A 25,910-nucleotide genomic window follows, 5' to 3' on the forward strand; every position below is an offset into this window, starting at 1 on the left:
ATAGCAAGTTGCGAGGCCGGCGGCTACTGGCTTGAGGGCGCGGCATGCTCAGGGGCGAGGAGGCGAGGCAAGGCGGCGATGTGATTTTTCACGTTCCGAGCGGACTTAAGTTTGTCAGTAGACGGCCGCCTTGTGATGGTGACGGCAGCAATGCCGGACCAACCAACCTGACTTCTGGAGCAAAAGCTATGCTGAGCCTGCACACCAATATCGCCGCACTGAACACCAAGTCCAACCTGACCGGCACCCAAACCGCGCTGTCCACCTCGATGACCCGTCTGGGCACCGGCTTCCGCATCAACTCCGCAATGGACGACGCCGCCGGCCTGCAGATCGCTACCCGTCTGGACGCGCAAAGCCGCGGTATGCAAGTGGCGATGAAAAACGCGCAGAACGGCATCTCCATGCTGCAAACCGCCGAAGGCGCGCTGAACGAAGTGTCCAACATCCTGCAGCGCATGAAGGACCTGTCCACCGAAGGCGCCAACGCCACCTCCACCAAAGCCGACAAGAGCGCGATGCAGTCCGAATTCGCCGAACTGGGCAAGGAACTGACCAACATCATGAAGAACACCTCCTTCGGCGGCGAGAAACTGCTGCAAGGCGGCAAGCTGACCGATGAGATGAAGTTCCAGATCGGCGCGTCGGCCGACGAATCCATGACGGTGAACATGAAGGATGGCATGACCGCGCTGAACAATGCGCTGGGCAGCGTTTCCAAGACCTTCTTCAAAGATGACACCGCTAGCACTGACTACGCCACCGCCGTCAAGACCGCTACCGATGCGATGCCGGCTCTGGTGACCGCGACCGACGCCGCCAAAGCCGCTTACGACGCCGCTCCGACCGATGGCACCAAGAAAACCGCTTACGAAACCGCGCTGAAGGCTCAGCAAGACGGCCAAGCCGCGCTGGACAAAGCCGCCAAGGGCGACGAAATCGGCAAAACCGACACCATCAACACCATCCAGGCCGCTCTGGATTCGGTAGGTTCGGTTCGCTCCTCCCTGGGCGCCAACGCCAACCGTCTGGACCACGTGAACAACAACCTGGCCAACGTGAACAACAACACCCTGGCCGCCAAAGGCCGCATCATGGACACCGACTACGCCAACGAAAGCGCCAGCATGACTTCCAAGCAAATGCTGATGCAAGCCGGCACTTCCATGCTGAAGCAAAGCGGCAGCATGAGCAGCCTGGCGATGTCCCTGCTGCAGTAATCGCGATTCAGCGTCGATCCGGCGCGAATCTGGAGCCAGCTGCGTACGCGGCTGGCTTTTTTGCGTCATGCGAGCGGGCTTTTGTGAAGGGGCAAGGCGATTTCAATCAGAGCGATCACGGCGGCGATCCCGGTTACGCCGAGCGCGCCGATCTCGAACGGCGCGCAGCCGGGCGCGGAACTGACGCCGGGCCGGCAGTGGGAAGCGGTGCTGAGCCGCACCGCGGACGGCCGTCCGTTGTTGAGCGGCGACGGCGTCCAGCTGGCCCTGCCGACATGGCCGCAAGGCCTGGCGGAGCTGACGCCGGGAACGGTGTTGAAAGTACTGGTGCTGGCCACGCAGCCGCGGCTGGAACTGTCGCTGTTGATGGAAAAGCCGGATGGCGACAGCGGCGGCGAAGCGCCGGCGCGGGCCTGGCAGCTGGAGCAGGCCGCGATGCCGAAGTTGGCGAGGCCTCAGCCGGCCGCCGCCGAATTGGCGCAGTCCTGGCGGCAGGCTTTGCTGGGACGCTTGACCCAGGCCGCGACCCAGTTCCAGCAGGCGGGCGGCAGCCATCTGCCGGGCGCCTTGTTGCAGCAGTTGCCGGAGCTGGCTCTGGCCGGCCTCAGGCAGGCCGCCGGCGAGCCGCCCTTGCCGCTGACTCTGCCGTTTTGGCTGTGGGGCGGTCCGGCGCTGACCTTGAGCGTAGAGGACGCGCTGGAGCGCGAGTCCGAGCCGGAACGGGACGAACTGGACCTGCTGCTGTGGCTGACGGCGCCGGGAATCGGCGCATTCTGCCTGCGCATCCGCCGCGTGGCGGCCGGGGTGGCGCTGGCCTTTGTGGCCGAGGCCGAGGTGTGCCGGGCTCTGCGTCGGCGCCTGCCGGAGATTGAGGCCGCGGCGGAGCGAGGCGGCGGCAGGCTCGCCGCTTGCTTGATCGGCGAACACATGCCGTGGAGCGGCTTGGCGATCAGCCGGCACGGCGCAACGGGTTTACAGGCGCAGCGTCTGTCGCCGCTGCTGTTTGCGGTGGCGGCGGAAGTGGCCGGCCAGTTGCTGGCGGGAGATGGCGCGCCGCTTTGAGCCGGCCGTGGTCTATAGTGGGTCCATGTTGCGCCTTCTCATACTGCTTCTGTGTCTGCTGAGCGTGGAGCCGGTCGCCGCCGATCCGGCGGCCAAGGGCGCCGGCGCGCCGCCAGCCCGGGATAATCCGGCGCGAGAGTGGACCGAGTGGGACGGCCCCGTCAGCGGGCCCGCGGCGCAGCCTGGCCGCAGCGTCTGGTTTTTGGCGTCGGACTTGCGCAACGGCGGCGTGGTCGGGGTCTACCGGGGCCTGGCCGAGGCGGGGCGTTTGCTGGGCTGGCGCGTGACGCTGCTGGATGGGCAGGGGCAGCGGAATTCCTTGCTCCAGTTTCTGGAGCGCGCGCAGCGGGAGCGGCCGGGCGCCGTGGCTTTGGGCGGTTTCGACGCCCAGGAATTCCTGCCGCAGATTCAAGGCCTGCACGCGCTGGGCGTGCCCGTGCTCGGCTGGCATGCCGGAGACAAGCCCGGCCCGGTGCCCGGACTGCTGTTCACCAATATTTCCACCAGCCCCTTGGCCGCGGCGCAAGCCGCCGCCGACTACATCGCGGCCAGCAGCCGCGGCCCGGTCGGCGTGGTGCTGTTCACCGACAGCCGTTTCGCTATCGCCACCGCCAAAACCCGGCAGGCGGTGCGGCAGCTGCAGACGTGCCGGCGCTGCAAGGTGCTGGCGGTGGAAGACATCTCGCTGGCTCAGGTCCAGCAGCTGTTGCCGGCGCGGGTGGCGGAACTGTATCGGCGCCACGGCAAGGCCTGGACCCACAGCATAGGCATCAACGATCTGTATTACGACTCCATCGGTTATCCGCTGGGCAAGCTGAACGCCTCCGTCGTCAATATTTCGCTGGGCGACGGCTCGCTGAGCGCGATGAGGCGGATTCGGGCGGGCCTGATGCAGGAGGCGACCATCGCCGAGCCTTTGCACTTGCATGGCTGGCAGATGGCCGATGAGCTGAACCGCACCTTTGCCCGCCAGCCGCCCAGCCTGTACGTTACCCAGCCGCATCTCTTGGTCAAACAGACGATACGCGACAGTTATCTGAGCATCGGCTACGATCCGGCCAACGGCTACCGCCGCGCCTACGCGGCCATCTGGTTCCCGCGGCATTGATTTGCCGCGCGACGCGTGCTTAACTGGCGCTCAATCCACGCATCGTCATCCCCATGATCTCCACGATTTCCACGCAGGCGCTGGTCCATTTGGTGTTGGGCGCCTTCTTGCTGCCGCCGCTGAACATGTTGTTGCTGATCTTGCTGGGACTGGGGCTGCGTCGCCGCTGGCGGCGCCTGGGCGCCGGCTTGCTGATCTTGGGCATGGCGGGCCTGTACGCCTTGAGCACGCCGATGATGGCGATGTGGCTGAACCGGGGCCTGGAACGCTATCCGGTGATAGGCGCGGAGCCGTTGAGCCGGGCGGAGGCCATCGTGGTCTTGTCCGGCGGCAAGAAGCCCGCGCCGGAATACGGCGGCATGGAACCGGGCGCGGACTCGCTGGCGCGGCTGCGTTACGCCGCGCGGCTGGCGCATCAAAGCGGCAAGCCGATACTGCTGACCGGCGGCGCGCCGATGGGCGGGGAAGCCGAAGGCGCGGTGATGGCGCGGGTCCTGCGCGAGGAATACGGCATCGTCCCCCGTTGGGTGGAGACGCGTTCCAACACCACGCTGGAAAACGCCCGCTACTCCGCCGAATTGCTGCGTGCGGCCGGAATCAAGCGGATTGCGCTGGTCAGCCAGGGCTGGCATTTGCGTCGAGCCTTGCCGTTTTTCCAGCGTCAGGGTTTGGAAGTCACCGCCGCGCCAACCGCCTTTATCCGCTACGACGGCGGCGGCGTCGCCTGGTATCTGCCTAGCGGCCGAGCGATGCAGGAGTGCCACGCCGCGTTGAGGGAATGGCTGGGCATGCTGTTTTACCGGATGAAGGGAGAGTAACCCATGCCGACGCAATCCGCCGCGCCCGCACGGCCAAGAGTCGATCATCGCTTCTGGCGCGACGCGGCCTTGCCGCAGTTCGAGGCGCGCTCAGTGGCGGACGGACGCCGCGTCTGTTACGCCAGGCACGCGCATGAGACGTTTTCCCTGGGCGTCATCACCGCCGGCGCCTGCGACTACTTCAACGGCAAGGTGCGCCGCAGCGAGCGGGGCGCCTTGGTGTTGATGAATCCGGGCGACATCCATGCCTGCAATCCGGTGGCGGGGCAGGCCTGGTCCTATCGCATGCTGTATGTGGATGTGGGCTGGCTGGGCGGCTTGCAGCAAAGGCTGGGTCAGGGCCAGGCCGGCGGCTTTCGTCCCTTTGGCGAGGCGGCGAGCCGGGACCCGCGGCTGTTCTCCGGCTTCAACGCCTTGTTCGATGTGCTGTGCGCGGAGGGGCGGGAGCTCTTGGAGAAAGACGCGGCGGCCACCGCCTTCTTCGACGGCGCGCACCGGGTATTGGGCTTGGCCGTCGAGCCGGCGGCGGAATCGAATCAGCGTTTGGCGCGCGCGGCGGAATATATCGCCGCGCATTGCGATCAAGCCTTGCGCTTGGAGGAGATCTGCGCGGCGGCGGACTTGTCGGCCTCCTATCTGATCCGCGCGTTCAAGCGGCGTTATGGCGTCACGCCTCATGGCTTTCTGCTGAATCAGCGGGTGCAGCTGGCGCGGCGGCTGATGCGCGGCGGCCTGCCCTTGGCGGAGGTGGCGCAGGCCGTCGGCTTCTCCGATCAAGCTCATCTGCATAAAATCTTCAAGCAGTACGTGGCCGCCACGCCGGGACAGTACCGCGCGGGCTCAGGTCAACAAGCCCAGCGCGCTTAGTCCCAGCAAGACCGCCATCGCTTGGTTGAAGCGGCGCAGCCGCCCAGCCGAGGCCAGTTTCTGTCCGAGCCAGGCGCCGGCCAGAACCCAGCAAGCTACCGAGGCGTAGCAAATCAGAAAGTAAAGCGCGGCGAAGCGCCATAAGGCCATTGCGTCTTGGCCCGAGGTGAACGCGGCGCAGCCCGCCAGCGCCGCGACCCAGGCCTTGGGGTTCAGCCATTGAATCGCCGCGCCCCGCCACCAGCCGGGTTGGACGCCGCTTTTGTCCCAGTCCAGCGTGCCGTCGCTGCGAGCCAATTGATACGCCATATAGAGCAAGAACGCCACGCCGGCCCATTGCAGCGCCTGCGTCAGCGCCGGCCATTGCCGCAGGGTCTGTTCCAGGCCCAGGCCGGTCAGCAACAGAAGCAGGGTGAAGCCGACGGTGGCGCCGCCGACATGGCGCATGCCGGCGCGCGCGCCATGCTGAGCGCCGCAACTGAGCGCGACGATATTGACCGGGCCGGGCGTGATGGAGGCGGCCAGCGCGAAGCCGGCCATGGCGAGAGTCTGATTCATGATGTGTCCTGAAGGGTGGGCGATGCGGACAAAGTAGCCGGGCGAGGGCGGGGCGTATTGTAGAAAATTGACCTGTCGGAGAGGTTTATCAAAAAATGCCTTTGACATGAATGGTTTAATGTAATACCAATTAAATACCAGCAAGGTCTGGGCTGACGTCCCGTTTGGCTCCCGTCTCCTGCGCGCGCCGACGCGGACGCTGCAATCCAAGGAGGAAGACGCATGTCGTTGAACTGGATAACCGTGATGCGGGCGTCCGCGTGCGCGCTGGCGGCGGGGCAGGCGTGGGCGATCTGCCCGGCATGGCAGGAGGGCGCCAGCTATCGGACCGGCGACACGGTCGCGTATGCCGCGGCCAACTACACCGCGCGGGTGGAGCATACCGCCCATGTCGGCGCCAACTGGAATCCTCCGGCGTCGCCGACTCTGTGGCTGGCGGGAGGCAGTTGCGCGGGGGCGCCGGAGCCAACGCCGGAGCCGACGCCGTCTCCCGCTCCTGGGCCATCCGCGCCGTTCGCCAAACATGCTTTGGTGGGCTATTGGCACAATTTCGCCAACCCCAGCGGCGACGCTTATCCGCTGAGCCAGGTCAGCGACGATTGGGACGTGATCGCGGTGGCCTTCGCCGACGACGCGGGCAACGGCAAGCTCAGCTTCGCGCTGGATCCCAAGGCAGGCTCCGAAGCTCAGTTCATCCAGGATGTTCGCGCCAAGCAGGCCAAGGGCAAGAAGGTGGTGCTGTCGCTGGGCGGGCAGAATGGCTCGGTCACGCTGAACACTCCGGCGCAAGCCCAGAATTTCGTCAATAGCCTCTACGCCATCATCGTCAAATTCGGTTTCGACGGCATCGATCTGGATCTGGAAAGCGGGGTGTCGCAAGGCGCGCCCATCATCGGCAATCTGATTGGCGCGGTGAAGCAGTTGAAGGCCAAGGTGGGGGCGGGTTTCTACCTGTCCATGGCGCCGGAGCACCCCTATGTCCAGGGCGGCTATGTCGCCTACGGCAGCATCTGGGGCGCTTATCTGCCCATCATCGACGCGTTGCGCGACGATTTGAGCGTGATCCATGTCCAGTACTACAACAACGGCGGGCTGAACACGCCTTATTCCAACGCCGCATTGGCTGAGGGCAGCGTGGACATGTTGGTGGGCGGCAGCAAGATGTTGATCGAGGGCTTCCCGCTGGCTTACGGCGCTTCGGGCAGCTTCAAGGGTTTGCGGCCGGATCAGGTGGCTTTCGGCGTGCCTTCCGGCCGCAGTTCCGCCAATTCCGGCTTTGTCAGCGCGGATACCGTGATCAAGTCGCTGGATTGCCTGATGGCCTTGAAAAATTGCGGCAGCGTCAAGCCGAGTCAGGCCTACCCGTCGTTTCGCGGCGTCATGAGCTGGTCGATCAACTGGGACCGCAAGGACGGCTTCCCGTTCTCGCGGCCGGTGGGGGCCTCGCTGCGCGGCCGCAACTGATGGACGTAAAAAAACCGGGGCGCGATTGCGCCTCGGTTTTGTACGGGTTCGAGCCGTGGCTTACAGCGCCGGCATCGCATAGCCTTCGATCTGAGCGGCGGTGACTAGCTGGCCCAGATAGGCCTGCATCGCCTTGTTGCCGGCCATGTCGTTCAGGTATTGCTGCAGGCGGTCCTTGATTTCCTCAAAGCTCACCTTGCCGCCCTCGTGGCGCTCTTGAACCTGGATGATGTGGTAGCCGAACTGGGTCTGCACCAGATCCGGCGCGAGCTGGCCGGCGGCGGTGTTGAATACCGCTTGTTCGAATTCCGGCACCATCTGGCCGCGGCCGAACTGGCCCAGGCTGCCGCCTTGCTGGCCGGACGGGCAGGTGGAGTGTTCGCGGGCCAGGTCGGCGAAGCGGGCCGGATTGGCCTTGATTTCTTCCAGCACGCCTTCCGCCTTGGCTTTGGCCAGGCTGCCGGCCAGGCCTTCGCCCAGCGGGAACAGAATGTGGCTGGCCACGGCGGACTCGCCGCTGCTGAAGCGCTCGGGGTATTGATTGTAGAAGGCCAGGCATGCGGCCTCGTCCACGGCGTCAACGTGCAGTTCCTGTTCCAGCAAGGCGCCGATGGCGGCGCCTTGGTCGGCGGTGTCGATGCCGAGGGACTTAGCTTTCTGCAACAGCAGTTCGCGCAGGACCAACTCCTGAACGGCGGCGTCGCGCGGGTTCGGCGCGTCAGCGTAGTGGGCTTGTTCCGCTTGCACCGTGTCTTCGGTGATTTCGATGCCGTTGACTCGAATGGTCATGGAGATTTCCTGTGATGGTAGATGAGGGATGCGCCCAAGGGCGGGAAATGTGCGATTTAAAAAGCGTTCGCCGCGCTTGTCAAGAAAGGCGGCGAGTCTTATCGAGGGGCGTTGGAATAAAGCGCGAAAATTTTAAGAATAATCTTATATTTGCCCGGTCGCTTAATCGCTAGTATACGAGCCATGCAGCTTCAGGGCTTGCATGAAAACCCGGTTGGCTGCTCATGCTTGTACGCCGCTTGCCGAGTCTTGATGTTCATGTGTACGTAGACGTCGTCCGTCTGTACTTCGTTCTGGTGAGCCAAGCTTTGGCTTGGACACTTGGTGAATTGAGATCCCCGTTTGGGCCGCCTCCGTGCGGCCTCTTTTTTTGCCCAGCCCTCAGAGCATAACACGAAAGCATGCCGGCTTGGCTCGCGCCGCCGGGAACGGAGCATAAAAAAAGAGCCCCGATCAGGGGGCTCTGAATTGCACCTTCGCTCAGGTGATCGTTGCGGTTGCCGGTGGGCGTGTATCCACAGCCGGCAGCGCTTCGATCGTATCGAACCGCCCTCGGGGGAGAGCCGATTCGATGGACGCAGTATGCGCCTGCCGGCACGGGCCAAATAGAGTGATTATTGGGGGCTTGTGTGACGGGCTGTGATGAAATCGGGGCGGGCTTAACATTTGCGCAATGAATTGGCGCACAGGTCTGGCTGAGGGAGGGCGAAGCATAAAAAAAGAGCCCCAGATGGGGCCCCAATTTGCACCTTCGCTCAGGAGACCAACGCGCCGGCCAGAAGGGGTAGGTAATTTCCAACAGAACCCGCGCGCTGATCATGCCAGATCAGGACTCTTGCGAGCCCTGGCTGCTGACGGAAACCAGTATGCCGATTTGTTTCGAGGCCGGATATTTGGATTTGTTGTGTTTTATGTGACGCTATGTGACCCGGACGGGATTGGCCGCTATCATGACGCAGTGCAAACAATCATGGCGCGCCGGCCGTGAACGGCGCGCCTATGGACGCCGCGCCGGCTCGTCTTTCAAGGGGAACAGCGTGGACAAGCATTACCCGGTTATCGATACCCGCAGCATCGTGATGCGTTGGGGCGATATGGACGCCGTCGGGCATCTGAACAATACGTACTATTTCCGTTATCTGGAGCAGATCCGCCTGGATTGGCTGGAAAGCCTGGGGCACGGCATCGACCCCTCAGGCTGCGGTCCGGTGCTGGCGGGCACCGCCTGCGTGTTCCGCAAGGAGATCACCTATCCGGCCACGCTCGACATTAGCATCGAACTGGAAAAACTGGGACGCAGCAGCTTGAAGCTGCGCCATCATTTTTATCGGCGCGACGATCCCGGCGTGGTGTACGCCAGCGGCGAGGTGACGCTGGTGTGGGTGGATTATCAGGCGGGCAAGTCGGTCGCCATCCCGGAGGACATTCGCGCGGCGGTGGAGACGGCGGCCAAGTCCGCCGCCTGAGACAACCAGGTTTTCCCGGCCCCCGTCGCCTTGGCGCGGCGGGGGCTTTTTCGCGCCCGGCTGCAGCCGGGTCAGCTTTGCCGCGGCACTTTGTTGCGCATCAGATCGCGCATCAGGAAACGGCTGGGGTGGGTGGCCTGCATCAGGCTGCGGGCAACCGGGGCCGGTTCGTCCTCCAGCAGGGCGGCGAGTATTTCGCCCGACAGCGGCGCGGTGATCATGCCGCGCGAACCATGGGCGGTGTTGACGTAGAGGCCGTCTATCCAGGGCGCGGCGGCGGTCAGCTTCAAGGAAGCGTCCTTGCTCAGCGGCAGATAGGCGTCGATCAGGCCTTGCGCGTGGGCGACCGGTCCGACGATGGGCAGATAGTCCGGGCTGGTGCAACGCAGCGCGGCGCGTCCGGCCAGGGCTTTGTCCAGTAGGCTTTCGCCGCCCAGGGCCTGGTACAGGCTGGGCGCGAGTCCCGCCAGCATCTGCAGGTTTTCCTGATGCTCGAACAGGTTGACGCCGAGATCTTCGGTGTTGAATTTGAAGGTGGCGCCCAGGCAGTGTTCGCCGAAGCGGGCCGGGGAGATATAGCCTTCGCCGCACAGCACGGTGCGCAGCGCCTCGCTGTGTTCGGTGGCGCGCGTCACGGTGACCTGGCCGCGAATCTTTTTCAAGGGCAGGTGCTGGGTGGCGTCGAAGGCGCCGGTTTCCGCCGCGCCGGCCAGAATGACCACGGAACCGATGGCCACCGAGCCTTCATCGCCGATGGCGACCCAGCTCTTGTCCAGCGGGTTGTAGTCCAGCTCCACGATAGTGCGGCTGGTGCGGACCTGGATATTGGGATGCTCCACCAGCTTGCGCACCAGGGCGGGCGGGTTGACCCAGCCGCCCTGTGGAAAGAACAGGCCGCCGTGCTGCAGCTCGACGCCGGCCAGCTCGCTGGCTTCCCGCGCGTCGACCGGGCGCAGGAAGTCTTCGCCGAAGCCGGCCGCGGCCAGCCCTTGCTGGCGTTCCGCCTCGGCCGCGTCGTAGGCCAGTTGCAAGACGCCGCAGCCGCGCCAGTGCGCGTCGTCTTCCGGCAGCTGGGTTTTCAGCGTGCGCAGGCTATAGCCGTAGCCGGACAGGATCAGGCGGGTCAGCGGGGTGAAGTGCGGGGATAGCTTGGTGTACAGCACGCCTTGCGGGTTGCCGGAGGCGCCGCGCGCGAGTTCGGGCAGGCGTTCCACCACGGTGACCTGCCAGCCGCGGCAGGCCAGGCTGTAGGCGCTGGCGGCGCCGGCGATGCCGCCGCCGATGACGATGGCGCTGCGTTCCCCGTGGCGCCGCGCCGGGCGGGCGAACCACGGAGGCGACCATTCGCCGTCGGGCAGGGTTTGCAGATGGCCGTGGCTCATTTCCCGCTTATGGCCGAAGCCGGCGGTCTTGCTGACGGCGAAGCCGGCCTCGCTCAAGCCGCGACGCACGAAACCGGCGCTGGTGAAGGTGGCGAAGGTGGCGCCGGGCGCGGAGAGCCGCGCCATGGTCTGGAACAGCTCCGCTTGCCACATGTCCGGGTTCTTGGACGGGGCGAAGCCGTCGAGGAACCAGGCGTCCACGCGAGCGTCCACCTCCGGCAGCACTTCCAGGACATCGCCGATCAGCAAGGTCAGCGTGACGCGCCCCTGGCTGAGCAGCAGGCGGTGCCAGCCCGGAGGCAGGGACTGGTATTGGGCCAGCAGCTGCTGCGCCAGGCCGGCGAGCTGGGGCCAGAGCGCCAGCGCCCGGGCCAGATCGCGCGGGGTCAGCGGAAACTTCTCCGCGCTGATGAAGTGCAGGCGCGTATCGGCCGGCGCGTATTGCAAAAAGCATTCCCACGCGCATAAAAAGTTCAGGCCGGTGCCGAAGCCGGTTTCGGCAATGGCGAAGTGGCCGCCGGCGGGCAGTTCGGCGAAGCGCTCGGCCAAACGGTTGTGCCGCAGGAAGACATGGCGGGTCTCGTCCAGGCCGGAAGCGCGGGAGAAGTAGACGTCGCCGAAGGCGAGGGAAACCGGTTGACCGTCGTGCCAGTCAAGTTGAGCGTGTGGGGTCATGCGCGCGGAGTCGGGGCGCGGCGCGGCGCCGCGGGTGAATTAGGATGTTCTGATGATACCGCAGTTTTGCGCCGCTGATGAGCGGCGCCGCGGCCCCTGTTCAGACTATCCGCGCCGCGGCCAGGTCCAGTTGCTCCGGAGCCAGGCTGTCCAGCCGCAAAGGCGCGGTCTTGGCCAGCTGCGGGTAATGCTTGCCCAGCGAGCGGTAGTAGAGCGGGTCGTAGTGCTTGGCCAGCAGCTCCGCCACCAGAGCGTCGAAGCGCCCGGCCCGGATCAACTGGTTCCAGGCGTCCAGCTGTTCGCCCGAGTGCAGCCCTTTCAAGAAGCCCAGTTGGCGGATCAAGGTTTCGGGGTCTCGCAGGTAGAAGTCGTAATCCTCCAGCAAAAAGCGCACGCGCTCCGCCAAAGGCACGTCGATCAGCAGGCAGTCGCCTTGGTGCATCTGGCGGTACAGCGCGTCGGGCAGGGTGACGAAGCCGACCTTTTTGCTTTCCGATTCGATGAAGACGGGGCGGCCGGGATCCAGGCTGCGGATCTGTTGCAGCAACAAGGTGTCGAACCATTTTTGCGGCGGCTGGGGCAAGTCCGGCAGACGGCCCAGCACCGAGCCGCGGTGATTGGCCAGCTGCTCCAGATCCAGTACCTGGTGGCCGGCGCGCGCCAGCGCCTGCAGCAAGCGGCTTTTGCCGGAGCCGGTGGGGCCGCAGATTACGCGCAGCTTGAGCTGGCCGGGCAGTTCCTCCAGCCATTGCAGCGCCTGGCGGCGATAGGCTTTGTAGCCGCCCTCCAGCTGATGCGCGGGCCAGCCTATCTGGGCGAAGATCAGGGCCATGGCGCCGGAACGCTGGCCGCCGCGCCAGCAGCAGATCAGCGGGCGCCAGGATTTGGGGCGATCGGCGAAGCGCTCTTCGATATGGCGGGCGATATTCTTGGCCGCCAGCGCGGCGCCGACCTTGCGCGCTTCGAATGGGGAAACCTGTTTATACAGCGTGCCGACGCGAATCCGCTCGTCGTTGTCCAGAACCGGGCAGTTAATGGCGCCGGGGATATGATCTTCGGCAAATTCCGCCGGAGATCGGACGTCGATGATCTCGTCAAACTGCCCAAGCTGTGATACGTTCGCGACCTTGAAAAGCATAAATATGGCGGAGTCCGCAAATGGCTGAAATCAAATTGACGCAATTGTCTCACGGCGGCGGCTGCGGCTGCAAAATTGCCCCGGCGGTGCTGGAGTCCATTTTGTCGACGGCCAAGGAAAAAATGGTTTTCCCCAATCTATTGGTGGGGGCGGAAACCAGCGACGACGCCGCGGTGTATCAGTTGAACGCCTCGCAAGCCATTGTGGCGACCACTGATTTTTTCATGCCCATCGTCGACGACGCCCGTGACTTTGGCCGCATCGCCGCCACCAACGCGCTGTCCGACATTTACGCGATGGGCGCGACGCCCATCATGGCCTTGGCCATTGTCGGCATGCCGGTGAAGGTGTTGCCGGTGGAAACCATCCGCGACATCCTTGCCGGCGGAGAGTCGGTATGCCACGCCGCGGGCATCCCGCTCGCCGGAGGCCATTCCATCGATTCCCCCGAGCCGATCTACGGTCTGGTGGCCTTGGGCGTGGTGCATCCGGACCAGCTCAAGCGCAATAGCGAGGCGCGCGACGGCGATGTGCTGATCCTGGGCAAGGGCCTGGGCGTGGGCGTGCTGGCGCAGGCGATGAAGAAAGGGGAACTGGATGATAAGGGCTACCAGGCCTTGATCGCTTCCACCACCAAATTGAATACCGTCGGAGCGGAACTGGCGGCCATGGACGGCGTGCACGCGCTGACCGACGTCACCGGTTTCGGCCTGTTGGGCCATGCGCTGGAGGTGTGCAAGGGCGCCAAGCTGGCGGCGCACATCGATATGGCCGCGGTGCCGGTGATCGAGGAGGCGCGCGCTTTCGCGGAGCAAGGCTGCGGTCCGGGCGCGATTGAGCGCAATCTGACCAGTTTCGGCGAGCACGTCGATTTTGGCGCGGGGCTGCCGGAGTGGCAGCTGCGGCTCTTGGCCGACCCGCAGACCAGCGGCGGTTTGCTGGCGGCGGTGGCGCCGGAGCAGGCCAACGAGGTGTTGGCGCGTTTCCAGCGCGCCGGTTTCGGCTATGCGGCCAAGATCGGCCGCCTGGCCGCGGGCGAGGCCCGCGTCATCGTCCGCTGAGCGGCGCGACGTGAAAGACGCGCGTCCGGAGCGCCTGCGGCTGGCCGCCCGCGACCGGCCCTTGACGGAGCTGGCGCGGCTGGCGCCCGGGCGGGTGGGCGGCGCGCGGCGCGCCAGCGCCGACGACGCCCAGATTCCTTGGTTCGACGGCAGTGTGGCGGCGGGTTTCCCATCGCCGGCCGACGACTATCTCGAGCGTTCGCTCAACCTCAACGATTTGTTGATCCAGCACCCGGACACCAGTTTCTTCGTGCGCGTCGCCGGCGACGCGATGGCCGGGGCCGGCATTTTCGACGGCGACTTGCTGATTGTCGATCGCATGCTGCCGCCGCGTCACAACGATGTGGTGGTAGCGGTGGCGGGCGAGGAATTCCTGGTGCGCCGGCTGCACCTGAGCCCTGATCGCGCCTGCTTGCGCGCCGCTCAGCCGGGCTACGCCGATTTACAGGCGGAGACCGATGTCGAGATCTGGGGCGTGGTCAGCTCGGTGGTGCGTTCGCTGCGCTGAGTTTGCCGGCGCGGCTTAGCGCCTATTTCAAAGTCTTGCGAGCTAGGGCGATACCAGGCGAAAACGGCTGAGCAAGCGTAATGCACATAGGGTCTATGAGCATTTCGACGGTGCTCTCAACGTCGTATCGCCGAAGCACGGCAGGCTTTGAACAGGTTCTTAAAAGGTCCAGCGCAGGCTGAAGGTGGTGACGGCAACCCGCGTCTTGTGCGGGGTGTAGTCCATCTTGGGCACATAGCCCACTTCCAGCGCCAGTTTGCGAGTGCCTATGCTGAGCATGGGGAAGGCGACCACCTGCTTGACGCCGGAGCCGTCCAGATAACCGACCAATAAGGTGGTGCCGGCGTAGAGCGGGCTGGATCCCAGCTGCCATTCCTTGCGCCAGCCGCCGGCGACGAACCAGGCCGTTTCGCGGAAGGAGTCGCGATAAGAGCCGACGCGGCCGATCCAACGGCCGTCCGCGTCGTTGCCCAGCGGCGCCCATTCCAGCCCGAGGCCGGGGTTTTCTCCGTTGAAATCGCAACGCTTGCCGCTGCATTGGCTGTGTATGGACGCGCCGTAGGCCAGCAGGGAAAGATCATTGTCGGCGTGGGCCAGGGAACAGGCGGTCAATAGCAGGCCGGCGGCCAGGAGTGGCTTCATGGTGATACCCCTTTAAGGAAGATAAGCGATTACGCAAGTCAGGCGGCTCGGGACTTGGGTGGGCGGCTCTTGTTGGGCCAGTCCGGTTCCGCTCTTGATTTAATGCATAGATTAAATTTTTTGCCAGCGCCATAAATAAAATGCGTCTGAGGGAAAATCGGGTTCAAGATCGACGATTGCGAGGCTTGAAAAGCAACTGGCCATGCCCAGATAGTGTTTATCAATCTTCCGAAGGAGCCACTCCATGCGATTCGACAAGCTGACGACCAAGTTCCAGCAGGCGCTGGGGGATGCCCAGAGCCTGGCCCTGTCTCAAGACCATGCTTACATCGAGCCGCAGCATCTGCTGTTGGCCATGCTGGACGACGCCGACGGCGGCATCGCCGGCCTGCTGGCGCGCGCCGGCGTCAACGTGCCCGGCCTGAAAGCCGGCTTGAACCAGGCTTTGCAGCGTCTGCCGCGGGTGCAGGGCAATGGCGGCGAGATCACCGTCTCGCGGGATTTGGCCAATCTGCTGAACCTGAGCGACAAGGCGGCGATGAAGCTGGGCGACGAATTCATCGCCAGCGAGCTGTTCCTGTCCGCGCTGAGCCAGGACAAGGGCGAGGCCGCGCGGTTGCTGAAAGAGCACGGCGGCCAGCCGGCGGCGATCCAGGCCGCGATCGACGCGGTGCGCGGCGGCGCAAGCGTGTCCAGCCAGGACGCGGAGAGCCAGCGCGAAGCCTTGAAGAAGTACACCCAGGACCTGACCGAGCGCGCGCGCCTGGGCAAGCTGGACCCGGTGATAGGCCGCGACGACGAGATCCGCCGCGCCATCCAGGTATTGCAGCGCCGTACCAAGAACAACCCGGTGTTGATCGGCGAGCCCGGCGTCGGCAAGACCGCCATCGTCGAGGGCCTGGCCCAGCGCATCGTCAACGGCGAAGTGCCGGAAAGCCTGAAGAACAAGCGCCTGCTGGTGTTGGATCTGGCGGCGCTGATCGCCGGCGCCAAGTTTCGCGGCGAATTCGAAGAGCGGCTGAAAGCGGTGTTGAACGATCTGGCCAAGGACGACGGCCAGACCCTGATCTTCATCGACGAGATCCACACCCTGGTGGGCGCGGGCAAGGCGGAGGGCGCGATGGACGCCGGCAATATGCTGAAGCCGGCGCTGGCGCGCGGGGAGCTGCATTGCATCGGCGCCACCACGCTGGACGAATACCGCCGTTACATCGAGAAGGACGCGGCGCTGGAGCGCCGCTTCCAGAAAGTGCTGGTCGGCGAACCCTCGGTGGAGGACACCATCGCCATCCTGCGCGGCTTGCAGGAAAAGTATGAAATCCACCATGGCGTGGACATCACCGACCCGGCCATCGTCGCCGCCGCCGAGTTGTCGCAGCGCTACATCACCGACCGCTTCTTGCCGGACAAGGCCATCGATTTGATCGACGAGGCCGCCAGCCGCATCAAGATGGAGCTGGATTCCAAGCCGGAAGAGATGGACAGGCTGGACCGCCGGCTGATCCAGCTGAAGATCGAGCGCGAGGCGGTGAACAAGGAAAGCGACGAGGCCTCGCAAAAGCGGCTGAAGCTGATCGAGGACGAGATCGCCGAGCTGTCGCGCGCCTATGCGGACCTGGACGAGATCTGGAAGGCGGAAAAAGCCGCGCAACAGGGCTCGCAGAGCATCAAGGAGGAAATCGAGCGCCTCAAGGTGGAGATGGAGGACCTGAAGCGCAAGGGCGATTGGCAGAAGCTGGCGGAACTGCAGTACGGCAAGCTGCCGCAGCTGGAGGCGCGGCTGCAGGACGCCGAGGCGGCCGGCGCCGGCGAGCAGGCCAGGCCCAACCGTTTGCTGCGCACCCAGGTGGGGGCGGAGGAGATCGCGGAAGTGGTCAGCCGCGCCACCGGCATTCCGGTGTCCAAGATGCTGGAAGGCGAACGCGACAAGCTGTTGCGCATGGAGGAGGTGCTGCATCAGCGCGTGGTGGGGCAGGACGAGGCGGTCAGCGCGGTGGCCGACGCCATCCGTCGCTCCCGTTCCGGCCTGGCCGATCCCAACAAGCCTTACGGCTCCTTCCTGTTCCTGGGGCCGACCGGCGTGGGCAAGACCGAGCTGTGCAAAACCTTGGCCGGCTTTATGTTCGACAGCGAAGATCACCTGATCCGCATCGACATGTCCGAGTATATGGAGAAGCATTCGGTGTCCCGCTTGATCGGCGCGCCGCCGGGCTATGTCGGTTACGAGGAGGGCGGCTATCTGACCGAGCAGGTGCGCCGCAAGCCGTATAGCGTGATCTTGCTGGACGAGGTGGAGAAAGCGCATCCGGACGTGTTCAACATCCTGCTGCAAGTGCTGGACGACGGCCGTCTGACCGACGGCCAGGGCCGCACCGTGGATTTCAAGAACACCGTGGTGGTGATGACGTCCAATATCGGCAGCCAGCAGATTCAGGCGATGGACAGCGACGATTACCAGGTGATCAAGCTGGCGGTGATGGCGGAGGTGAAAACCCAGTTCCGGCCGGAGTTCATCAACCGCATCGACGAGGTGGTGGTGTTCCACGGCCTGGGCGAGCAGCACATCAAGTCCATCGCCCGCATCCAGCTCAAGAGCCTGGAGCGCCGGCTGGCCAAGCTGGATCTGGACTTGCAGATCAGCGAGGAGGCGCTGGCCTTGCTGTCCGAAGCCGGCTTCGATCCGGTCTACGGCGCGCGGCCCTTGAAGCGGGCAATCCAGTCCGAACTGGAAAACCCGTTGGCCAAGGCCATCCTGGCCGGCGAATACCCGCCGAAATCCACCATCCTGGTGGAAGCGCGGGACGGCCATCTGAGCTTTGCCTGAACGCAGGCCCGCTCGTAAAAAAAGCCCGGGAATCCGGGCTTTTTCTTTGGGCGGCGCGCTCAGCCGCGATCGGGGTGGCGGAAGCAGGCTGACATGTGGTCGTTGACCACGCCGCAGGCCTGCAGATAGGCGTAAATCACCGTGCTGCCGACGAAGTTCATGCCGGCTTTTTTCAGCGCCTTGCTGATGCGGTCGGACAGCTCGGTGCTGGCGGGCACCCGCTCGTCGTCGCGGCGGCGCAGTATCGGCCGGCCGTCAACATGCGCCCACAGCCAGTCGGCGAAACTGCCGTGTTGCCGCTGCATCTGCAGAAACACCTTGGCGTTGCGGATGGCGCTCCGGATCTTCAGCCGGTTGCGCACGATGCCGGCGTCCTGCATCAGGCGCTCAACGTCGCCGTCGTCCATCGCCGCCACCTTGACCGGGTCGAAGCCGTGAAAAGCGCGGCGGTAGCCGTCGCGCTTGCGCAGGATGGTGATCCAGGACAGGCCGGCCTGCGCGCCTTCCAGAATCAGCATCTCGAACAGCTTGCGGTCGTCGCGCTCGGGACATCCCCATTCCTCGTCGTGATAGGCGACGTAGAGCGGATCGTCGCCGCACCAGGCGCAGCGGGCCGGGGCCGGCATCAGCGGTTATGCAGCAGGATGTCGCACTGCAGCCCCACTTTTTGCAGGCCGGTGCGGCTTTGCAGATTGATCACCAGAGGATTGCGGATGTTCGCCTTCATCGTGGACAGCGCCGGGTGCTGTTCATCGGCCTGATTGCTCAGCATCAGCAGAATGGCCACATCCTGCGGCCGCTGCAATTGCAGCTCGGCCACTTCGGCGTCGTCCAGCTCTATCTCATAGCGGATGTCCAGCGCTTCCGGAGTGGTGATGCTGAAGATGACGCCGGCGTCGTCAAGCGATTGCAGCCAGAACACCTGCGGCTGGGCCTGGGTGGCGTTGTGGAACAGCTTGAAGCGGGTGCAGTTTTCCAGCGCGGGAATGCCGCGCGGGAAGGTGATGACGGTGCTCTCGTCGATATCGACTTGGCCGAGCTGGCTGGACTGGAACCGCATGGCGTGCCTCCTGGCGTGACAATGCTCTCATTATGCATGGCGACGACGGCAATTGCACAAGCGGAACGCCGCCGCGCGCGAAGATTGCAAGCCGTGGTTGTGGCCGAGGGCTTATCGGCCTATATCAATATTACTCGAATGTCGTATCTAAATTGGGTTGCGGACAGCCGGCAGGGCGCCCGCGCGCGATGCTAAGGGGAGATCCCATGAGCTTGCCCGCCAAGCGGTTTCTGATTCTTGAAGACCAGCTGGTGCTGCGGAAACTGATTTCCCGCCAGGCCAGTTTCTTTAGTCGCTACGAAGTGGCCATCGACGAGTTCAGCGACCCGGCCGAGGCGCTGCGCAGCATCGGGGAGAACCACTACGACCTGATCGTCACCGATATCGGCATGCCGGGCATGAACGGCATCGACTTCATCAAGCACGTGGCCTTGCTCGGCTACCGGGCGGCCTTGCTGATCATTTCCGGCTATGACGGCAAAACCCTGAACACCATCAGCGAGATGGCTTGCAGCCTGGGCATAGGCAGCACCCGCTTCCTGTCCAAGCCGTACTCGGCGGAGTCCTTTCTCACCGCGCTCAATAGCGTGTTCAACGATCTGGAGCGCGCCTACCAGGTGCAGCAGCTGGACGTGGAGGGCTTTTTCGCCGACGTCTGCTCCGGCGAATTCAAGCTGGAGATCGAACCCATCCTGGGCCTGCCCGGCCATCGACTCGCCGGCTTCGACGTGACGGCCCTGATTCGGCCGCAGGGGCGGGTGGAGTGGGGCGCCGGTCTTTTCAATGTGCTGGCGCGCCGCAAGGGGGTTTCCGCCCTGGTGCTGGAAGAGCTGGTGGCCCGCATCGCCAGCCTGTTGGCCAGCCTGCGCCAGCAAGGCCTGGGCGAGGAGTGCGGCGTCAACGTGCGCATAGACAAAGCCTGTCTGGAGAGCGAGAACCTATTCGACCACTGCCATGCCCAGTTGCAGCAGCGCGGCGTGCCGCCGCGCTTGCTGGGTTTCGAGCTGGCCGAGGGGCTGGGGCAGCAATCGCCGGCCCAGGCTTTCGAGAACGTCGCCAAGATCAAGTATCTGGGCTTCCGGCTGATCGCCGATCATTTCGGCAGCGGTTCGCTGACCCAGAGCAATATGCTCAAGCTGCCGTTCGACCATGTGAACATCCCCATCGAATCCCTGCAATGGATACGCGCCATGCTGGGCGCGGACCCGCAGGCGCTGCGTTTCTTGCGCATCTACGGCTTGCCGCCGGGAGCCATCACCGCCAGCGGGGTGGACGAGGAGGAGGATGTGACGCTGGCGCAGGAGATGGGCTGCCCCTGCGTGCAAGGCGCTTATATGGCCTTGCCGGTGCGTGAAAACGAATTGAGCGACTATTTGCGGCGGAGTCAGGAAACCGCGGCGGCGGAAGGGGGCGCGGGATGAGTATCGCGGCGGTGGACTTCTCGCGGATGCGGATATTGGTCGTGGACGACCAGACTCTGGTGCGCTCCTTGATCAGTCAGGCTTTGCAGACCATGGGCATGCGCTCGGACGCCATCTTCCAGACCGCGGACGGCACCGCGTCGATGCGCTTGCTGGATATCCGCATGGTGGACCTGGTGCTGTGCGATGTGCAGATGGCGCCGATGAACGGCATGGATCTGCTCAAGGAACTGCGCTGCGGCCACACCATGAATCCTTCCAATCTGCCCTTTGTGTTCCTGTCCGGCCATGCGGACCGCAGCAATGTGGTGCTGGCCAGCCAGTTGCACGCAGACGGCTTCGTGGTCAAGCCGCCGAAGCCGGCCGATGTGGAGAAGGCCATCGTGGCGGCGATGCAGCGCAAGCGGCCGGAGATCGATCCGTTCAGCTACTACGGCGTGTCCACCGGCACCGAATACGACCGCAAGGTTTTCGGCCGGCTGTTCGACGCTCCGGCGCTGCCCGAAGCGCCGCCTGGCATGGCGGTCAGCCTGCTCACGGTGAAGGCGGGCGCGGTGCTGGCTCAGGACCTGCACAGCAAGCACGGCCATTTGCTGCTGCCGCGCGGCGCGGCCATCTCCGCCAACCAGATCACGGTGCTGCGCGATTTCAGCGACCGCTACGGTGTTTTGCGGCTCTTCGTCGAGGAGGTTTCCGAGACGGAGGCCGAGTCGTCACGTGAGCTCTGAGCGGCCGTCGATGAAGTTTTCCAGGCCGCGTCAGGAGCACATCAAATCCATCCGCCGCGCGGTGATCCTGATCGTCTTATTGCTGGGCGTGCTGCAGACCGGGGCCATTTTGCGTCTGTTGGACGAGTCCTGGGACTCCTATCGCAGGGCCCGGCACGTGGCCGAGCTCAATCGAGACATCTCGGCCTTGTATCAGGCGGTCAGCGCGGAAAACCTGGAGAGCAGCAAGCTGCGGCTGCTGCTGACGGCAAAATCGCCGCCTACGCCGCAACAACAGGAAGAACTGAAGCAGCTAGCCCGCGACACCGACGCCAAGTTCGTGGTGGCTCTGGCGTCGGTTCCCGTCATGACCGGGGCGGACGCCTCCAGCCAGGGGCGGCTGCGTAATCTGGCCCACGATTTCAAGGTGCTGCGCGATGAAACCACAAAGATATTGAGCCAGCCGGATTTTCAAAACGAATCGCTGAGCAATCTGCTCTACCTGGCCACCGCGCGGATGCGCAACGAGGCTGGCGGCATCCTGGCCGCGGACATGGCGCAGCTGGCCAGTCAGGGCGACCCCACGCTCAACAGCCTGATGATGATCAAGCAGAGCCTGTGGCAGCTGGGCGGGCAATTGCGCGGCAATGCGGTGGCGCTGATCATGCGCGAGCAGCTGGGGCACCGGATGAACCGCGACATCGAGGACGATCTGGCCTTCCGGCTCAGCTCCGCCATGGTCATGGTGGAGCAGCTGCGCCCGGTGATCCTGGGCGTGCACGACGACGCCTTGAAAGCGGCGTTCACCAATCTGACCACCTTGACGCTGAAGCTGCAACTGGTCGTCAAACTGCAATACGAACAGATAGACGGCGTTCAGTCTTTCCGTCAGGTCACGAATTTCCGCGTCAACTTGCTGGAACTGGATGAGGAGCTGCGGCGCACCTTCGGCATGGTGGAGCGGATGACGGCCGAGCGCATTGACGAAAGCCGGCGCACTTATCTGCTGCGCATGGTGCGCGACGGCTTGTTCGGCGTGCTGGCGCTGAGCCTGGTGCTGGTGTTGCTGTACTACATGGTGCGCCGCGTATTGCGGCCGCTGTCCGCGCTGAAGCATATGCTGGACGCCTCCGGCGACGCGGTGTTGATCGTCAATCGCAACGGTCGGATCGAAATCGCCAACGCCGGGGCCGGCAAGATGTTCGGCTATCCGCAAGCGGCCTTGCACGGCATGTCGGCCTATAGCTTGCTGGAGGTGCCGGGCGGCGCCGCGCATCTGACCCAGGCCTTGAACGATCAGGAAACCGTGGCCTTGGCCGGAGAAGGCTTGCCCGCCAACGGCGAACGCTTCTACGTGGCGATCTCGCTCAGCCAGTTCAGCAATAGCCGAGACCACGGCTGGCGCATGCTGACGGTGCGCAACGAGCAACAAAGACGGCAGGCCGAAACCTCGCTGGAGCGCAGCGTGGAACTGTTGTCGGCGATTTCGGTGGTGGAGGGCATGCTGCTGGCGCGGGAGCCGCGCGACAAGGTGTTCGAGGAGTTGCACCGCGTGTTCTGCCATCACACAGGCGCCCGCGAATGCCTGTTGGTGGCCTGGTCGCCGCTGGACGAATGCGGGCAATCCCTGCGTTTGCAGGCCGGCAGCTGGCCGCCGGAATTGCCGTCGCTGCAGGAGGTCACCCACGCGGCGGCTCCGCTCAGCCAATTGTTCCAGCTGCTGAGCGAGCGCTCCACCTGGATTTCCCTGCCGGTGATGCTGGGCGGCGATGTCGCCGCGGCGGTGTGCATGCAGCAGCCGGACGTGTTCCGTCTGGGCGTGGGCATGCAGCCGCTGATCGGCGCCTACGCCAATATCCTGGGCTTTTACGATGAGGAAGCGCGGCGCAAGGTGTCGGAGGCGCAGTTGCGCACCGTGTTGCAGGAAGAGGAGGCGGTGTTCGCCTCGTCTCCGGTGGGTTTGCTGCGCCTGAACGAGCAATTGCAGATTTCCCGCTCCAACCAGACGGCGGAGATGATTTTCGACGTCGGCGATTACGGCCTGGTGGGCATGCATTTGATGGAGCTGATGGCGTCGGATCAAGGCTGGATAGAGTTGACCGAGCACTTGCAGCAAATGCGTCAGGGCACCCGCATCCACTGCGAACTGGAATGTCTGACCGGCGCGGGCCTCCCGATCTGGGTCCTGTTCGAAGGCCAGATGGTGGCGACGGAAACGGTGGAGGGCGTGATGATCCTGGCTTGCCTGGACATCACGGAACGCAAGATGGCCGAATTCGAACTGCGCATGGCGCGGGACCAGGCCAATGCCGCCAACCGCGCCAAGAGCGCCTTCCTCGCCACCATGAGCCACGAAATCCGTACGCCGATGAACGGGGTGCTGGGCATGTTGGAACTGTTGAACATGACCCGGCTGGACGGCGAGCAGCGGGACGCGGTGGCGACGATACACGATTCCGCGCACACGCTGCTGCGGCTGATCGACGACATCCTGGATTTCTCCAAGATCGAGGCCGACAAGCTGGAGATCGTCACCGCGCCGACGGCGACGCGGCCGTTTCTGGAGAGCATCCGCAGCCTGTATCAGGAAAACGCTTATAAAAAGGGGCTGGATTTCCAGTTGGAAGTGGATGAGCAACTGGCGCCGACGCTGGTGCTGGACCCCTTGCGCGTCCGGCAGATTTTGCAGAACTTCATCAGCAACGCGATCAAGTTCACCGCTCAGGGCGGCGTGACCATACGCGTCAAGGTGCTCAGCACCATGGCCAATTACCAGTCGCTCAGCTTCGAGGTGGAGGACAGCGGCATCGGCATGTCCGAGGACAGCTTGTCCAGGCTGTTCCAGCCCTTCACCCAGGCGGACTCCGACACCACCCGGCGGTTTGGCGGCACCGGCCTGGGCCTGGCCATCTGCCGGCGGCTGGCCGGCTTGATGGGCGGTCATGTGGAACTGGAGAGCGAGCTGGGCCAGGGCAGTTGCGCGCGTTTGCTGCTGGAGGCGGAGTGGTCGGAACAAGTGGTGGCCCCGGTCAGCCTGCCCCAGGTCCACGTGCCGGCGGAGACGCCGCGCGAAGAGGAGGTCGAAACCGCGGCGCCGTCGCCGGAGCGGAGCGCGCTGCCCATCTTGTTCGCCGAGGACAATCCCACCAACCGCAAGCTCACCCTCAAGCAGCTGGAAAAGCTGGGTTATGCGGCGGAATGGGCCGAGGACGGCGAGCAGGCTTTCGCCAAATGGCAGTCCGGCCGCTACTCGATGATCCTGACCGATTGCCATATGCCGGGCATAGACGGTTATCAGCTGGCGCGGCTGGTGCGCGCGCGCGAACAGGAGGAAGCGGAAGGAAGCCGTATTCCCATCGTCGCCTGCACCGCCAACGCCGCCAAGGAGGAGCTGGACAAGACCCGGGAAGCCGGCATGGACGATTTTCTGACCAAGCCGCTGTCGATTGCGGAGCTGTCCGCCGCGCTGCAAAAGTGGACGACGGCGGAGGCCGGGGCAAAAACGGCGGCGCCGCCCGCCGAGGCCGAACCTGAGGGCGGGCCGAAAGACGGGCCGGTGGACCGCTCCGTGCTGCAGGTGTACAGCAACGGCGAGCTGCAAGTGGAGTTGGAAATCCTGCGCGACTTCCAGCAAGGCAACGCCGAGGACGTGGCCGAACTGCGCAGCGCCATCGCGGAAGGCTCCAGCGACCGCGTCAGCTTCGCCGCCCACCGGGTCAAGGGCGCCAGCCGCATGGTGGGCATCAAGGCCTTGGGCGAGGCGGCCGAAGCGGTGGAAAAGGCCGGCAAGGCCCAGGCGATGGAGCAAGTGGCGGCCTTGATGCCGGCTTTCGACGCCGCGCTGGCCGAGTTCGAATCCTGGCTGGCCAGGCAGAATGAAACCAATCCGGCCTGAGATACGGTTCAAAGTCCGCAGCGCGCCGACGACGCGGCGGGGGCGCCGGGCATTGAAATGCCCATGCGCCGTATGAGCGAAACCGCTTGCTTTGTCGCAGGCCGCTAGACTTTGAACAGGTTCTGAGGCGAGGCGAGATCGGCTAAAATACCCGGCCATGAGCGAGTCGACATCTCTTTACCCGCAGTTGGAAGCGGCGCTGCTGTGCGACGACGTCGAGCGCAAGATGACGCTGGCGACGGCGGTCTTGCACGGCTGGCGTTTAGACGCGTTGCCGCGCCGCGCGGACGCGCCGCCGGCCTATCCTTTGCCGGAGGCCGGACGGCCGCCGCTGCCGGAACTGGTCCATCCGTCCAAGGTGCCCAAGCGCAGCCTGTCCTCCCGGCAGGGGCACGCCGCGCTGCTCCACGCCATCGCCCATATCGAATTCAACGCGGTCAACCTGGCGCTGGACGCCGCCTGGCGTTTCCGCGAGATGCCGGACGCCTTCGTCAGCGACTGGTTGCAAGTCGCCGCGGAAGAAGCGCGCCACTTCTCCCTCCTGCTGCGGCGTCTGCGGGAGCTGGGCCACGACTACGGCGATTTCCCCGCTCACAACGGCCTGTGGGCGATGAGTTGCAAGACCGATTACGATCCGCTGGCGCGGATGGCCCTGGTGCCCAGGGTGCTGGAGGCGCGCGGCCTGGACGTGACGCCGGGCATTCAGCGGCGGCTGGCCGGCATTGGCGATCACGCGAGCGTGGCGGTGCTGGACACCATCCTGCGCGAGGAAGTGGGGCATGTGCGCATCGGCAACGCCTGGTTCGGCCGGCTGTGCCGGCAGCGGGGGCTGGAGCCGGAGGCCTGTTTTCAGGAACTGCTGCGGCGCCACGATGTCCAGCTTTACCGCGGGGCCTATAATCTGGCCGCCCGCGAGCGGGCGGGGTTTTCAGCCAAGGAGCTGGAAGCGCTGCGCGCCTTGTGCGAAGACGACACAGCTCCAGCCGGCTAGAATGCCGGCGGCCTCACCTGGAACGATGAAACATGCTATTGAATTTGTTTAAGAAGATGCAAAGGCAGCGGCGCTTCGCCATGACGGTGCTGCTGCTCAGCACCTTGGCCTTTGCGCTCAGCTCGGCGCTGTGGCGCGGCCTGGACGGCGGCCCCGGCCCCTTGCTGGCCATTCTGTGTCCGCTGGCGATGCTGCTGGCCCTGATCTGCCAGTTCAGCGCTTTGTTGGCATTGGCGAAAAGACCTTAAACCGGA

22 protein-coding genes are annotated in these 25,910 nt (G+C 64.6%); 15 read left to right on the forward strand and 7 right to left on the reverse strand.

Going from position 1 to position 25,910, the window contains the following annotated elements; all coding sequences use genetic code 11:
• The first annotated feature begins 188 nt into the window (after positions 1–188).
• The 5 genes from ACODSD_RS12050 (at position 189) to ACODSD_RS12070 (ending at position 5,075) form a co-directional block, all read left to right on the forward strand.
• Positions 189–1,220 carry a flagellin N-terminal helical domain-containing protein gene (locus ACODSD_RS12050; RefSeq protein WP_107799612.1) on the forward strand — a complete coding sequence of 344 codons (1,032 nt, stop codon included), beginning with the start codon at positions 189–191 and terminating at the stop codon, positions 1,218–1,220.
• Positions 1,221–1,427: 207 nt separating this feature from the next.
• Complete coding sequence (locus tag ACODSD_RS12055) at positions 1,428–2,282, forward strand: hypothetical protein (RefSeq protein WP_488877465.1); 855 nt, start codon at positions 1,428–1,430, stop codon at positions 2,280–2,282.
• Between the two features lie 25 nt (positions 2,283–2,307).
• A complete protein-coding gene (locus ACODSD_RS12060; RefSeq protein ID WP_488877466.1) occupies positions 2,308–3,390 on the forward strand; it encodes a type 1 periplasmic-binding domain-containing protein in 1,083 nt (360 codons plus the stop codon).
• 53 nt (positions 3,391–3,443) lie between these two features.
• Positions 3,444–4,208 (forward strand): YdcF family protein, encoded by a 765-nt coding sequence (locus ACODSD_RS12065; RefSeq protein ID WP_486635360.1) that lies wholly within the window; start codon positions 3,444–3,446, stop codon positions 4,206–4,208.
• Between the two features lie 3 nt (positions 4,209–4,211).
• Positions 4,212–5,075 (forward strand): AraC family transcriptional regulator, encoded by an 864-nt coding sequence (locus ACODSD_RS12070; protein WP_488877467.1) that lies wholly within the window; start codon positions 4,212–4,214, stop codon positions 5,073–5,075.
• Here ACODSD_RS12070 and ACODSD_RS12075 read toward each other — a convergent pair.
• Complete coding sequence (locus ACODSD_RS12075) at positions 5,049–5,633, reverse strand: LysE family translocator (RefSeq protein WP_488877468.1); 585 nt, start codon at positions 5,631–5,633, stop codon at positions 5,049–5,051. The two genes, ACODSD_RS12070 and ACODSD_RS12075, sit on opposite strands and share 27 nt — an antisense overlap.
• A gap of 222 nt (positions 5,634–5,855) precedes the next feature.
• On the opposite strand from ACODSD_RS12075, the gene ACODSD_RS12080 reads away from it, so the two are divergent.
• The gene (locus ACODSD_RS12080) at positions 5,856–7,097 is read left to right on the forward strand and encodes a chitinase (protein WP_488877469.1); all 1,242 of its coding nucleotides are present in this window, start codon (positions 5,856–5,858) and stop codon (positions 7,095–7,097) included.
• Positions 7,098–7,157: 60 nt separating this feature from the next.
• Here the strand turns inward: ACODSD_RS12080 and ACODSD_RS12085 are convergent, their stop codons facing one another.
• Positions 7,158–7,886 carry a peptidylprolyl isomerase gene (locus ACODSD_RS12085; RefSeq protein WP_488877470.1) on the reverse strand — a complete coding sequence of 243 codons (729 nt, stop codon included), beginning with the start codon at positions 7,884–7,886 and terminating at the stop codon, positions 7,158–7,160.
• Between the two features lie 1,037 nt (positions 7,887–8,923).
• Here ACODSD_RS12085 and ACODSD_RS12090 point away from each other — a divergent pair.
• Complete coding sequence (locus ACODSD_RS12090; protein WP_107801826.1) at positions 8,924–9,352, forward strand: acyl-CoA thioesterase; 429 nt, start codon at positions 8,924–8,926, stop codon at positions 9,350–9,352.
• Positions 9,353–9,423: 71 nt separating this feature from the next.
• On the opposite strand, the gene mnmC is transcribed toward ACODSD_RS12090, so the two are convergent.
• The gene (gene mnmC, locus ACODSD_RS12095) at positions 9,424–11,409 is read right to left on the reverse strand and encodes a bifunctional tRNA (5-methylaminomethyl-2-thiouridine)(34)-methyltransferase MnmC2/FAD-dependent 5-carboxymethylaminomethyl-2-thiouridine(34) oxidoreductase MnmC1 (RefSeq protein ID WP_227107926.1); all 1,986 of its coding nucleotides are present in this window, start codon (positions 11,407–11,409) and stop codon (positions 9,424–9,426) included.
• Positions 11,410–11,509: 100 nt separating this feature from the next.
• On the reverse strand, positions 11,510–12,547 hold the full coding sequence (gene mnmH / locus ACODSD_RS12100) for a tRNA 2-selenouridine(34) synthase MnmH (RefSeq protein WP_488877471.1): 1,038 nt from the start codon (positions 12,545–12,547) through the stop codon (positions 11,510–11,512).
• Positions 12,548–12,567: 20 nt separating this feature from the next.
• Here mnmH and selD point away from each other — a divergent pair, with 20 nt between their 5' ends.
• Both selD and ACODSD_RS12110 read left to right on the forward strand, forming a co-directional pair.
• Positions 12,568–13,608: a selenide, water dikinase SelD gene (gene selD / locus ACODSD_RS12105; RefSeq protein ID WP_488877472.1), complete on the forward strand. Its 1,041-nt coding sequence runs from the start codon at positions 12,568–12,570 to the stop codon at positions 13,606–13,608.
• Between the two features lie 10 nt (positions 13,609–13,618).
• Positions 13,619–14,116, forward strand: a complete 498-nt coding sequence (locus ACODSD_RS12110) for a LexA family protein (protein WP_235088254.1) — start codon at positions 13,619–13,621, stop codon at positions 14,114–14,116.
• A 159-nt stretch (positions 14,117–14,275) separates the two neighbouring features.
• On the opposite strand, the gene ACODSD_RS12115 is transcribed toward ACODSD_RS12110, so the two are convergent.
• On the reverse strand, positions 14,276–14,758 hold the full coding sequence (locus ACODSD_RS12115) for a hypothetical protein (RefSeq protein ID WP_107799600.1): 483 nt from the start codon (positions 14,756–14,758) through the stop codon (positions 14,276–14,278).
• Positions 14,759–15,002: 244 nt separating this feature from the next.
• On the opposite strand from ACODSD_RS12115, the gene clpB reads away from it, so the two are divergent.
• Positions 15,003–17,582, forward strand: a complete 2,580-nt coding sequence (gene clpB, locus ACODSD_RS12120; protein ID WP_107799599.1) for an ATP-dependent chaperone ClpB — start codon at positions 15,003–15,005, stop codon at positions 17,580–17,582.
• Between the two features lie 59 nt (positions 17,583–17,641).
• Here clpB and ACODSD_RS12125 read toward each other — a convergent pair whose 3' ends face one another.
• Both ACODSD_RS12125 and fliW read right to left on the reverse strand, forming a co-directional pair.
• A complete protein-coding gene (locus ACODSD_RS12125) occupies positions 17,642–18,208 on the reverse strand; it encodes a DNA-3-methyladenine glycosylase I (protein ID WP_107799598.1) in 567 nt (188 codons plus the stop codon).
• Positions 18,208–18,642 (reverse strand): flagellar assembly protein FliW, encoded by a 435-nt coding sequence (gene fliW, locus ACODSD_RS12130; protein WP_107799597.1) that lies wholly within the window; start codon positions 18,640–18,642, stop codon positions 18,208–18,210. The genes ACODSD_RS12125 and fliW overlap by 1 nt, the downstream gene beginning before the upstream one ends.
• Before the next feature lie 206 nt (positions 18,643–18,848).
• Between fliW and ACODSD_RS12135 the strand changes: the two genes are divergently transcribed.
• From ACODSD_RS12135 to ACODSD_RS12155, 5 genes are all read left to right on the forward strand, one after another.
• Positions 18,849–20,063, forward strand: coding sequence for an EAL domain-containing response regulator (locus tag ACODSD_RS12135; protein WP_158274294.1), 1,215 nt, complete (start codon positions 18,849–18,851; stop codon positions 20,061–20,063).
• Positions 20,060–20,791, forward strand: coding sequence for a response regulator (locus ACODSD_RS12140; RefSeq protein ID WP_107799595.1), 732 nt, complete (start codon positions 20,060–20,062; stop codon positions 20,789–20,791). The genes ACODSD_RS12135 and ACODSD_RS12140 overlap by 4 nt, the downstream gene beginning before the upstream one ends.
• 10 nt (positions 20,792–20,801) lie before the next feature.
• Complete coding sequence (locus ACODSD_RS12145) at positions 20,802–24,665, forward strand: ATP-binding protein (protein WP_488877473.1); 3,864 nt, start codon at positions 20,802–20,804, stop codon at positions 24,663–24,665.
• A 157-nt stretch (positions 24,666–24,822) separates the two neighbouring features.
• A complete protein-coding gene (locus tag ACODSD_RS12150; RefSeq protein ID WP_488877474.1) occupies positions 24,823–25,656 on the forward strand; it encodes a ferritin-like domain-containing protein in 834 nt (277 codons plus the stop codon).
• A 32-nt stretch (positions 25,657–25,688) separates the two neighbouring features.
• Positions 25,689–25,904 (forward strand): hypothetical protein, encoded by a 216-nt coding sequence (locus ACODSD_RS12155; protein ID WP_227107940.1) that lies wholly within the window; start codon positions 25,689–25,691, stop codon positions 25,902–25,904.
• Positions 25,905–25,910: the final 6 nt, after the last annotated feature.

The sequence above is a fragment of the Chromobacterium sp. FG22 genome, from assembly GCF_057809415.1.